The sequence below is a fragment of the Candidatus Methylomicrobium oryzae genome, from assembly GCF_016745425.1.
GTDB classification, from domain to species: Bacteria; Pseudomonadota; Gammaproteobacteria; order Methylococcales; family Methylomonadaceae; genus Methylomicrobium; species Methylomicrobium oryzae.
Genome location: NZ_JAERVK010000005.1, coordinates 271,653 through 283,082, shown reverse-complemented (window position 1 = coordinate 283,082; position 11,430 = coordinate 271,653). Strand labels below are relative to the sequence as shown.

The window sequence follows — 11,430 nt, the reverse complement described above, 5'->3', positions numbered from 1 at the left end:
GAATCAATAGTTGTGTACACGGCATAGTTTATCTGAAACTGATAGGTGATGAGGTTGACGAGCTTAAAGCCGCATTGCGCGATGAAATATGTCTCGTTTCAGTTATGCACATAAATAATGAAACGGGATCGATTCAGCCCATAGAAGAAGTCAGCAATATTTTATCTTCTCATGATGCTTATTTTCATGTGGATGCCGCACAAAGCTTTGGTAAATACCTTTATGATTTATACAATCCCAGAATTGACCTCATCAGTGCTAGTGGGCATAAGCTGTATGCTCCCAAAGGGATCGGCGCATTAATCATGCGCCGACGCAACTTTGTCAGACCACCGTTAAAACCACTTTATTTTGGTGGAGGACAAGAAAAAGGTCTTCGTCCAGGAACATTAGCGGTTCCCCTAATCGCAGGATTCGGTTTGGCTTGTGAATTAGCGCAGAAGAATGCTCTACAATGGTGTGAGCATGTTTCACATTTAAAAGAAGAGCTCATTAGCGCTCTACAGGATGTAGGCGCGAAGTTTATAGGCAAGAATACGTCGCCTTACGTGCTAAATTTCTCCGTCCCTGGAGTAAATTCTGAGGCCGCAATGGTTATGTTAAAAGGAATTGCCGCTGTATCTAATGGCTCAGCTTGTACTTCTAACAACTACACCCCATCACACGTTTTATCTGCTATGGGACTAAGCCCTGAGCTAATTGCTGGCTCCATAAGAGTTTCATGGAGCCACCAAACAGCAACTATTCCATCTCAGGAGATCTGTCGAGCAATAAAAAAACTTTTATAACTTTGAAAAAATTAAAAACTCGAAATTTAAAGCGCAGTGCCGTATTGTGCCGCTTTATCAGTAGGTTTAGTTCTACGAGATCTTTTGGATTTTCTGGAAGAAACTGAGAATTTATGGGCAATTAAAAATTGTTAGCCCAAAAGTTAGCCCAAAATGAATTTTTGGATCTACAGAAGCTTATATAGATATATAAACTATTGATTTCATTGGTCGGGACGAGAGGATTTGAACCTCCGACCCCTTGCACCCCATGCAAGTGCGCTACCAAACTGCGCTACGCCCCGATGATTTGACGACTGCTTCGGCCTGCGCCGCCGCAATTTAAAAAGAAAGGAATAAATCGGCTTTTGAGAAAAGCAGAAGAGGGAGAATTATATTACAGCCGACCTTACTTAAGCAATTCCAGAATGTCTTCGAGTTCGGCGACCATCTGGTGGATCAGTTGCTTGGTGCGGGTCGCATCCTCTTTGTGCTGGTCGCTGGTCAGGTGCGCCCGGGCGCCGCCGATCGTGTAGCCCTGCTCGTACAGCAGGGAACGGATCTGGCGGATCATCAGCACGTCGTGGCGCTGATAATACCGGCGGTTGCCCCGGCGCTTGACCGGGCTCAATTCGGTGAATTCCTGCTCCCAGTAGCGCAACACATGGGGTTTGACTGCGCACAGCTCGCTGACTTCACCGATCGTGAAGTAGCGTTTTGCCGGGATGGGAGGCAGTTCGTTATTATGACTCGGTTCCAGCATAAGCTTCTACCCGCGCTTTGAGTTTTTGTCCGGACCTGAATGTTACCACACGTCTGGCAGTAATGGGTATTTCTTCTCCGGTTTTTGGGTTTCTTCCCGGACGGCTGTTCTTGTCGCGCAGTTCGAACTTGCCAAAACCGGACAGTTTGACTTGCTCGCCGCGCTCCAGAGCAGTTTTGATTTCTTCAAAAAACAGCTCCACGATATCTTTGGCTTCACGCTTGTTCAAGCCGAGCTCTTCGAAAAGTTTTTCAGCAAAATCAGCTTTGGTTAATGCCATTTAATCAATCCCTCAACTTCGCACCAATTTTATTTTTCAAGTTTTCCAAAAGCTTACTAACTATAGCATCGATTTCGGAATCTGTCAGTGTCTGTGAATAGTCCTGTAGAGTCAGGCTCAGAGCAATGCTCTTGTGGCCTTCGTCAACGCCTTTGCCGCGGTACACGTCAAATGGCACGACGGTTTGCAGCGCGGATTCCGCGGATTCCTTGAGCTCGTTAATGCAATTCGTGATCTGCTCGACTGTGACGTCTTCCCTGACGATCAACGCCAGGTCGCGCCGTACCGAGGGATATTTCGACAGCGATTTGAACTGTGCCTTTTGCTTGACAAGCAGCACGTCCTGATCCAGCTCGAACAGAAATACTCGGCTGTCGAAGCCGAATTGTTTTTCAAGATTCGGATGCAGCATGCCGATCAGGCCGATCCGCTCGCCGTTGGCAGCCAGAATCTCGGCGGTCTGGCCGGGATGCAGCGCCGAATGTTCGGACGGAACGAAGCGCGCGGCGCAACCGGTCAACGTGAACAGGGCCTCGATATCGGCCTTGACATCGTAGAAGTCGACCGCACGGGACGGCTCGCCCCACTGTTCGGGATGCGCGCTGCCGAGCGCGACGCCGGCCAACATTTTTTCCTGCAGCAACTGGCCTTCGAACCGGACGAAGCGCAGACCGGTTTCGAACAGGCGGACCCGGTTCTGCTGCCGATTGACGTTATGCTGGGCCGCTTTGATCAGACCGCACCAGAGCGTGCCGCGCATCACCGACAATTCGGAAGAAATCGGATTCTGCAGAGTGATCATGTCGGCGCCCGGCATGATCGCCTGCTGCGTTTCCGCATCGACAAAACTGAATGTGATCGCTTCCTGATAGCCGCGGTCGACCAGCAGGTCGCGGGCACGGTCCAGTTCCAGCACCGATTCGGTCGCCTTGTGCAGTTCGGTGCGCACCAAAAGGCGGTTGCTCGGCAGGTTGTTATAGCCGTAAATTCTTGCGATTTCTTCGATCAGATCGGCTTCGATCGCAACATCGAAACGGAAGCCGGGCGGCGTTACGCGCCAGCCTTCTGCAGCCGGTTCAACCGTCATGCCCAGTCGGCGGAAGATGGCGGCGATCTGTTCGTCGCTCGGCAACAGGCCGAGCAATCTTTCGATCCGCGCGCGGCGGAGTTCGACAGGCAACCGTTTCGGCAGGCGGGCTTCGGAAACCGCCTCGCCGATCAGTCCGGCGCTGCCGCCGGCGATTTCGGTAATCAATTGCGTCGCGCGTTCGATCGCGCGTTCCTGCAGGAACGGATCGACGCCGCGCTCGAAACGGTGCGAGGAATCGGTATGCAGGCCGAAGCGGCGCGCCTTGCCGGCAATGCTTTGCGGCGCAAAAAACGCGCATTCGAGGAAAATGTTCTGCGTGCCCTCGCCGACCGCCGATTCGCTGCCGCCCATTACGCCGGCCAGGGCCAGCGCGCGCGCATCGTCCGCAATCACCAACGCTTCGGGATCGAGTTTGACCGTCTGGCCGTTCAAAAGCGCCAGTTCTTCGCCGTCTTTGGCCCAGCGTACGTTAATGCCGCCGTTCAATTTATCCGCATCGAAAGCGTGTAAGGGTTGCCCGAGTTCGAGCAAGACATAATTGGTCACGTCGACGACCGGGCCGAGGCTTCGGAGGCCCGAACGGCGGAGCCGTTCCTGCATCCAGAGCGGCGTTTCGGCCGTCGGATTGACGCCCTTGATCAGGCGGCCGAGATAGCGCGGGCAGGCATCAGTCGCATCGACGGCAATATGCAGCGTATCGCGATGAGCGACGGCCGCCTTATTCAGCGGTGCGCTTTGGTAGTCGATCTGATTGAGTACCGCGACTTCGCGCGCAAGACCTTCGACGCTCAGGCAGTCGGCGCGGTTCGGGGTCAAATCGACCTCGATCAGGTTATCGTTCAGCGACAGGTATTCGCGGATGTCGGCGCCGACCGGCGCATCCTCGGCAAGCTCCATCAGGCCGTGGGACTCTTCGGCCAAGCCAAGCTCCTTTTCGGAACAGAGCATGCCGTAGGACTCGACCCCGCGCAGCTTGGATTTCTTGATCTTGAAATCGCCCGGCAGCACCGCGCCGATCAGCGCGGCCGGAATCTTCAGCCCGGGGCGCACGTTGCTGGCGCCGCAGACGATCTGCAACGGTTCACCCTGCCCGACTTCGACCTTGCAGACGCGCAGGCGGTCCGCATCGGGATGCTGTTCCATTGCGAGCACTTCACCGACGACGACGCCGCTGAATAACGCAGCGGCCGGGGTGACCGAGTCGACTTCGAGACCGGCCATGGTCAATTGCGCGACCAGTTCTTCGGTGCTGACGGCCGGATTGACGTAAGTTCTTAACCAGGCTTCACTAATTTGCATGACGTACGGCTACTTACTTGAATTGTTGCAGAAATTTCAGATCGTTTTCGAAGAACAGGCGCAGGTCGTTGATGCCGTAACGCAGCATGGCGAGCCGTTCGACGCCCATCCCGAACGCGAAGCCGGTGTATTTTTCGCTGTCGATGTTGACCGCCTTGAACACTTCAGGATGAATCATCCCGCAGCCCATCACTTCCAGCCAGCCGGATTGCCCGCAAACGCGGCACCCCGAACCGCTACAGATCACGCACTCGATATCCACTTCGGCCGACGGCTCGGTGAACGGAAAATAGGACGGCCGGAAACGAACCTGGCTGTCTTTTTCGAAGAAGGCCTGCAGGAAATCGTAGATCACGCCTTTCAGGTCGGCGAAGCTGACGTCGCGGTCGACCAGGAAGCCTTCGACCTGATGGAACATCGGCGAATGGGTTAAATCCGAATCGCAGCGGTAAACGCGGCCCGGTGCAATCACTTTCAGCGGTGGCTCTTCGGATTCCATGACCCGAATCTGCACTGGCGAGGTGTGGGTCCGGAGAACGGTGTGCGCGTCGAAGTAAAAGGTATCGTGCATTGCCCGCGCCGGATGGTGGGCAGGAATGTTCAGCGCTTCGAAATTATGATAGTCGTCCTCGATCTCGGGGCCTTCGACGGTTCTGAAACCGGCACTGGTAAAAATCTTCGCGATCCGCCGCAACGTGGTCGTGACGGGATGGAGCCCTGCGACCGCCTGACCGCGACCCGGCAGGGTCACGTCGATCCGCTCCCCGGCCAGTCGGACGGCAAGTTCGTTCGCTTCGAGCAAGGCTTTGCGTGCATCCAGCAGTTCCTGGAAACGGTCTTTGGCTTGATTGATCTTCTGGCCGGCTTCGCGGCGTTGTTCCGGCTCGAGGGCGCCGAGCTCCTTCATCAACTGGGTTAGTAACCCCTTCTTGCCGAGGTAATGAACGCGGACCTGATCGAGTTGCGTAAGATCTTGGGCATCCGCAAGCGCTGTCGAAGCTTGCGCGAGAATTTCTTCAGGAGTGAAAGGCACTGCTTGGCTCGCTGCTGGAATGGAAAAAATGGCGTTACGCTAACACGACAAAGCGGCTACGGATCGGTCTCCGATCCTGCCGCTTTGTCTGAAATTCTATCTATGAGTTTTATGCTCCGCCCAGACGTTATTGAAGCGCAGGGCGGAAACATTTTTCCCTCGAATGAGACGAGAGATTCGGCCCGCTTACAGGGGGCTGACGTTGGCTTTCGCGATCTTTGCGATTTCGGCGAAAGCGTCCATGTCGCGCACCGCGATGTCGGCCAGCACCTTACGGTCGATCGCGACGTTCGCGTTCGACAGGCCGTTGATCAGGCGGCTGTAGGACAATCCGCATTGTCTGGCTGCGGCGTTGATACGCACGATCCACAACGCACGGAATTGGCGTTTTTTCTGTCTGCGGTCGCGGTAGGCATATTGGCCGGCCTTGATGACGGCTTGCTTTGCAACGCGATAGACCCGGCTGCGGGCGCCGTAGTAGCCTTTGGCCTGCTTTAAAATTTTCTTGTGTCTTGCTCTGGCGGTAACGCCGCGTTTTACTCTAGGCATCGTGATTCTCCCGGCTTAGGTATAAGGCAGCATGCGAGCTGCGCTGCGCACGTCGGATGGATGAATCGAAGCCGGACTACGCAGTTGGCGTTTCCGCTTGGTGCTTTTCTTGGTCAGAATATGGCGCTTGTGCGATTGGCCGCATTTGAAACCGCCGTTGCCGGTGCGTCTGAAACGCTTGGCTGCGCCGCGGTTGGTTTTGATTTTTGGCATTTGTTTGCTCCAACGTTAACAATAAAAATCCCTGAGAAAATAACCCAGCAAGGCAAAATGCATGGCCCTGAAGAATTAGGCGCATCGAATCGATTTTAAGATGCTGGCAGATTCATCCTGAAACTGCCGAAAAGATTTAGGCCCGGCGGGTGCGCATGCGCGCCGACGGGCCTTCTTGAATTTTATTCGCGTTATTTTTTCTTTTTCGGGGCCATCACCATGACCATCTGACGGCCTTCCATCTTCGGAAACTGCTCGACGACAGCCACGTCTTCCAGATCTTTTTCGAGCCGCTTCAGCTGATCCATCCCGATTTCGCGATGCGCCAGTTCGCGCCCGCGGTAACGTACGGTGATCTTGGTCTTATCCCCGTCGTTAAGGAATTTGATCAGGCTTCTGAGCTTGACCTGATAGTCGCCTTCGTCCGTACCCGGCCTGAATTTGATTTCCTTGACCTGAATCTGTTTCTGCTTTTTCTTGGCGAGGGCCAGTTTCTTGTTCTGCTCGAACTGGTACTTGCCGTAATTCATGATCTTGCAAACCGGAGGATCCGCATTGGGCGATATTTCGACCAGATCCAGATCGGCCGCATAGGCCAACTGCTTGGCTTCTTCCAATGAAATGATGCCCAATGACTCGCCATCGGCACCTGTTACCCTCACCCGCTTGGCGGTGATCGCATCGTTCAGGCGGATTTCATCTTTTTTAGCAGCGATACCTAGATCCTCCAGCTACAATCATTTTCTATCCGCGATTTCCTGACCCAGCCGTTCGCCGAATGCTTCTATCGCCAGACTGCCCAAATTGTCACCCTTTTGCGTACGCACCGTAATCGTCCGATCTTCAAGCTCCTTATCGCCGATGATCAACAGGTAGGGCACGCGCTGCATCGAGTGTTCGCGGATTTTAAACCCGATCTTCTCATTTCTCAAGTCAATTTTGACTCTGAACCCCTGTTTTTCAAGGGTTTTCATTACCTCGACCGCATAATCGTCATGACGGTCCGCGATCGTCAGCACGACGGCCTGCACCGGCGCCAACCAGACAGGAAAAGTGCCGGCATAGTGCTCGATCAGAATGCCGGTAAAACGCTCCAGCGAACCGAGAATCGCCCGGTGCAGCATCACCGGCGTTTGCCGCGAGCTGTCTTCGGCGATATAAGTCGCCCCAAGGCGGCCGGGCATCGAGAAGTCGACCTGAATCGTACCGCACTGCCAGACCCGGCCGATGCAGTCCTTCAATGAAAATTCGATCTTCGGACCGTAAAAGGCGCCCTCGCCCGGTTGCAAATCCCACTTCAGGCCTTTGTTGTTCAAGGCCAGTTCCAGCGCGTTTTCGGCCTTGTCCCAGACCGCATCGTCGCCGACCCGGTTTTCCGGACGAGTCGACAGTTTGATAACCACCTCGTCGAAACCGAAGTCTTTGTAGACGTCGAACAGCATGTCGATAAAGTTCGATACCTCGTCCTGAATCTGCGCTTCGGTACAAAAAATATGCGCGTCGTCCTGGACGAAGTTGCGGACCCGCATCAACCCGTGCAGTGTGCCGGAAGGCTCGTTCCGGTGGCAGGAGCCGAACTCGGCCAAGCGGATCGGCAGATCACGGTAGCTTTTCAGCCCCTGATTGAAAATTTGAATATGGCACGGGCAATTCATCGGCTTGATCGCATAATCGCGATTTTCCGAATGGGTCGTGAACATGCCGGCGCTGAATTTGTCCCAGTGCCCGGATTTTTCCCACAGCGAGCGGTCGACGATCTGCGGCGTCTTGACTTCGCCGTAGCCGTTCACGCGCAGCTTTTCGCGAATGTACTGCTCAATCTGCTGATAGATCGTCCAGCCTTTCTCGTGCCAGAACACCATGCCGGGAGCTTCTTCCTGGGTATGGAACAAGCCCAGGGTTTTGCCCAATTTCCGGTGATCGCGCTTTTCGGCTTCTTCGAGACGCGTGAGGTAAGCCTGCAGCTCTTTTTTGTCGCCCCAGGCGGTGCCGTAGATACGCTGCAGCATTTCGTTTTCGGAATTGCCGCGCCAGTACGCCCCGGCAATCTTCATCAGTTTGAACGCTGTCAGCTTGCCGGTGCTCGGCACGTGCGGACCGCGGCACAAATCGGTAAAATCGCCTTGTGAATATAAAGAAATGGGCTGATCGGACGGAATCGATTCGATGATCTCGGCCTTGTAATTTTCGCCGAGTCCGCGGAAATACTGCACCGCTTCGTCGCGAGGCATCAGCGAGCGGCTCACTTTGCAGTCGTCGGCGGCCAGCTTCTGCATCCGGGCCTCGATTGCTTCGAGGTCTTCCGGCGTAAACGGACGATGATAGGAAAAGTCGTAGTAAAAGCCGTTTTCGATAACCGGGCCGATCGTGACCTGGGCGTCAGGGAACAGCTGCTTGACGGCCTGAGCCAGAAGATGGGCGGTGGAGTGGCGAATAATGTCGATGCCGTCGGCATCCTTGGCAGTGATGATTTGCAGCGAGGCATCCTGATCGATGACGGCGCTCGCATCGACCAGCCTATCGTTCACCTTACCCGCCAGAGTCGCCTTGGCCAGCCCGGAACCGATGGACTGGGCAACTTCCAACACCGTAACCGAACGGTCGAAATCGCGCCTGGAGCCGTCGGGAAGAGTGATTACTGGCATGCTAAATCAAGACAATTCGAATTTGGTTTCCGCAATAAAAAAGCACTGCGGAGCAGTGCTTTAGGATATCTGGTAGGCGCGATTGGACTCGAACCAACGACCCCCACCATGTCAAGGTGGTGCTCTAACCAACTGAGCTACGCGCCTGAAGCAATCACTTCAGTCCGCGCATTATAGCGAGAAATCAGCGATGAGTAAACCCTAATTTTCCAAAAAAATCGAATTTATTCGTTCTTCGCCTTTTCGTAGAGCCGTTGGCAGGCCACACACCGCTTGGCGGTCGGAAAGGCCAATAGCCGCTTGAAATAGATCGGATGCCCGCAGTCCTGGCAAATGCCATATTGGTTTTCGGCGATACGCGTCTGCGCTGCCTCGATGTCTTTGATCTCGCTCAGGTAGTGATTCAGGTCGATCCTTTTCAAGCCGGCCAATAGATGGGCCAATGCCGCAGCCGCCGCCTGATAAACCGTCTCGGCGATTTTCGAGCCGTGCTCCTTGTCGATCGAAAGAATCTCTTTATAAAGGTCGGAGCGCACCATGTAGAAGCGGTCGTGCAACAGATTCTTAAACTGTTCGAGCTGAAACCCGGTCAGTTTTTCGGACATACCCGACGCTCCCCTCACTCCTTGCCCGGCTTTCCAAAGTACCCGTCCGCATAGCCTCCGGCCGCCTTAGAGAATCCCGCGTACACGTTCGACATGAACTTTTCCGCTCCGCCTGAAATAATGACGCCTTATCCGATTTTTTAGGAGGTGAGCCGCCTTTGAATGTTCTTATAGGCAACCTTCAATTCTTCGCCCACGATACGGGTTTTTTCGATAAACTCGACCGTCGTTTCCTTGCTTTCATCAATAATCTCGGCGAGTTTGTCTTTGAAATGCCCCCATTCTCTTTCGCTCTCTTCCCAATCATCCTTCAAATCGGCAGTGGCCAGATGAATCTGCAGTCTGATTTCATCGCGTTGCTGTTTGAGAGTGTCGGATAGTTTGCTTAACTCTTCATGCAGTTCCATACCAAGTTCCCCCGGATTTTCAGAATGGGCTTAATCTAAAGAATTTTTCCGGGGCTGACCATTCGTATGATTGCCTAAGTAGTCATACTAATTGTATTACGCAACTATTTTCGGTAAGAAATTGTGGGATAAGGATAAAAACTGCGATTGTCAGGCTTTCGGCCGACCACCGTACACTCTCGCGAACGCAGAGCCTGAGATTCGAACCGTACCCGCGTTCGAAGCTGGAATGGGGGGATAAAGAAACAAGCCGCCCCCGGCTTACCGAAGCCGGGACACAGCATCCGGAGTTAAAAAACGAGAACGCCCCGCCGCGGCGTTCTCCGGTAAGGGAAAGCCTGCACGCAGAGCGCCAGGGCGGCTGCATATCATGTCATCAATGGGTAGCCATACTGGCCATTTGTTTGCAGCTTTCGGCGCATTTGCGGCAAATCGACACACATTCATCCATATCCCCGATGCTGGCGCAGTCCTTGGCACAAGCTTCGCAGATTTCGGCGCACACTTCGCAGGTACGGGTATGGAAAGGCGAATTGCTCAACATAAAGTTGGCCGACAACTGACACATTTCCGCGCAGCAGATCATCAGGCGAAAGTGTTCCGGCTCAACGTGCCGCCCGCCCATTTCCAGACATTGGTTCATCGCCGTCTGCAGGCAGGTCTGGGCGCAACGGTTGCAGATGTCTATACACGACTGCATGGATCGGAAAGCTGCAGTCGAGGTTTTTTGGGGTTCAGTTTGAGGCGTATACATGATGGCATCCTCCTAAAATATCGAAATAACAAATACTAACTGGAAAAGAAAGCGCGCTATTTTTTGAAAAAGCAGATTTCGGCGCGCCTTATCAAGGCGGCCCTTAAATAAACCGACATATCGCACAGTAAAATCGAAAACTTAAACCGAATCAGGCCGCTTCTATTCAAGGATCGCTTTAATAAATCAAAATCCGATAAACAATTTGAACCGAATGGATAACAAAGTCGGTGCGTTGCCGCACCTGTATCCTTGAAGCACCTGGTTCCGGGCAATTTTTTCGCCCTCCCCCTTTATACCGCTCGTCTCGAGAGGGCCGGAACAGCCCAAGAATTTTAAAGGCCCGTCCGAAAAGCAGACGAGCCTTGCCAGTGCCTTGCCATTTAAGCGCGCCTACGAAAACTACTAAGGCGTCGGTCCCTGCGGCGGCATTGGTTTTCTGCCCGCCTGAGTCTTGTGCATGGAGGCTTCGACCATGCCCATGTCCATCTGCAGCTCCTGTTTGCGCTGGTTGAGCTCTTCTCCCAACGCGGCCAGATCGACCGAGGTTTTTTTCAGCTTAGGGAACATCTTGCCTTCTTCTTCCTGGATGTGATGCTCGACCATATCTCTCAAGACATTCACTTCGGCATCGAAATAATCATCCTCCGGCGCCATCGACACCAATTGGTCGATCTGCTCCTTGGCTTTTCCGTGTTCGACCAGCGCTTCATCCATGATGTCCAACTGGCCGATCGCATCGATGGCGACAGGATAGAAGATTTCTTCTTCGAGCTGCGTGTGGATTGTCAATTCCATGCATATTTGCTGCACCAAATCCAGCTTGTCATCTTCGCCGCCCTCTTCCGTTTCGAGCATTTCGAACTCGTCGAACAACTCTTTTACCCGATCGTGATCCCGAGTGAGCAGTACAATGGCATCCTGTCCCCTGCTGGCGGCTCCCGATGCATGTCTTTGCTTTTGATTCATAATATTTACCTCTCATACATTTGCGATAACCCATACACCGCACTTGTAAGACTTTG

General features: G+C 53.7%; 13 protein-coding genes and 2 tRNA genes. 1 reads left to right on the top strand and 14 read right to left on the bottom strand.

Going from position 1 to position 11,430, the window contains the following annotated elements:
• A partial coding sequence (locus JJL52_RS07905; protein ID WP_202051845.1) for an aminotransferase class V-fold PLP-dependent enzyme occupies positions 1–788 on the top strand: 788 nt, incomplete at its 5' end.
• Between the two features lie 207 nt (positions 789–995).
• Here JJL52_RS07905 and JJL52_RS07900 read toward each other — a convergent pair.
• The 14 genes from JJL52_RS07900 to JJL52_RS07835 all read right to left on the bottom strand — a co-directional run bounded on the left by JJL52_RS07900 (position 996) and on the right by JJL52_RS07835 (position 11,374).
• A tRNA-Pro gene (locus JJL52_RS07900) sits at positions 996–1,072 on the bottom strand.
• A gap of 104 nt (positions 1,073–1,176) precedes the next feature.
• Positions 1,177–1,530 carry a MerR family transcriptional regulator gene (locus JJL52_RS07895; protein WP_202051844.1) on the bottom strand — a complete coding sequence of 118 codons (354 nt, stop codon included), beginning with the start codon at positions 1,528–1,530 and terminating at the stop codon, positions 1,177–1,179.
• Positions 1,511–1,810: an integration host factor subunit alpha gene (gene ihfA, locus JJL52_RS07890; protein WP_005369653.1), complete on the bottom strand. Its 300-nt coding sequence runs from the start codon at positions 1,808–1,810 to the stop codon at positions 1,511–1,513. The genes JJL52_RS07895 and ihfA overlap by 20 nt, the downstream gene beginning before the upstream one ends.
• Positions 1,811–1,814: 4 nt before the next feature.
• Positions 1,815–4,199, bottom strand: a complete 2,385-nt coding sequence (gene pheT, locus JJL52_RS07885; RefSeq protein WP_202051843.1) for a phenylalanine--tRNA ligase subunit beta — start codon at positions 4,197–4,199, stop codon at positions 1,815–1,817.
• Between the two features lie 13 nt (positions 4,200–4,212).
• Positions 4,213–5,232, bottom strand: coding sequence for a phenylalanine--tRNA ligase subunit alpha (pheS, locus tag JJL52_RS07880; RefSeq protein ID WP_202051842.1), 1,020 nt, complete (start codon positions 5,230–5,232; stop codon positions 4,213–4,215).
• 186 nt (positions 5,233–5,418) lie between these two features.
• Complete coding sequence (gene rplT / locus JJL52_RS07875; RefSeq protein WP_005369647.1) at positions 5,419–5,781, bottom strand: 50S ribosomal protein L20; 363 nt, start codon at positions 5,779–5,781, stop codon at positions 5,419–5,421.
• A gap of 15 nt (positions 5,782–5,796) precedes the next feature.
• Positions 5,797–5,994 carry a 50S ribosomal protein L35 gene (gene rpmI / locus JJL52_RS07870; RefSeq protein ID WP_005369644.1) on the bottom strand — a complete coding sequence of 66 codons (198 nt, stop codon included), beginning with the start codon at positions 5,992–5,994 and terminating at the stop codon, positions 5,797–5,799.
• A gap of 191 nt (positions 5,995–6,185) precedes the next feature.
• Positions 6,186–6,689 (bottom strand): translation initiation factor IF-3, encoded by a 504-nt coding sequence (gene infC, locus JJL52_RS07865; protein ID WP_436231515.1) that lies wholly within the window; start codon positions 6,687–6,689, stop codon positions 6,186–6,188.
• Positions 6,690–6,731: 42 nt separating this feature from the next.
• Positions 6,732–8,639, bottom strand: coding sequence for a threonine--tRNA ligase (gene thrS, locus JJL52_RS07860; RefSeq protein WP_202051841.1), 1,908 nt, complete (start codon positions 8,637–8,639; stop codon positions 6,732–6,734).
• A gap of 70 nt (positions 8,640–8,709) precedes the next feature.
• Positions 8,710–8,786, bottom strand: a tRNA-Val gene (locus JJL52_RS07855).
• 77 nt (positions 8,787–8,863) lie between these two features.
• Positions 8,864–9,244 (bottom strand): TraR/DksA family transcriptional regulator, encoded by a 381-nt coding sequence (locus tag JJL52_RS07850; protein WP_202051840.1) that lies wholly within the window; start codon positions 9,242–9,244, stop codon positions 8,864–8,866.
• Positions 9,245–9,384: 140 nt separating this feature from the next.
• Entirely contained in the window at positions 9,385–9,651 is a 267-nt protein-coding gene (locus JJL52_RS07845) for a hypothetical protein (RefSeq protein ID WP_202051839.1), read from the bottom strand.
• 376 nt (positions 9,652–10,027) lie between these two features.
• Entirely contained in the window at positions 10,028–10,351 is a 324-nt protein-coding gene (locus tag JJL52_RS07840) for a four-helix bundle copper-binding protein (protein WP_236994128.1), read from the bottom strand.
• A gap of 459 nt (positions 10,352–10,810) precedes the next feature.
• Positions 10,811–11,374, bottom strand: coding sequence for a hemerythrin domain-containing protein (locus JJL52_RS07835; protein ID WP_202051837.1), 564 nt, complete (start codon positions 11,372–11,374; stop codon positions 10,811–10,813).
• Positions 11,375–11,430 lie beyond the last annotated feature (56 nt).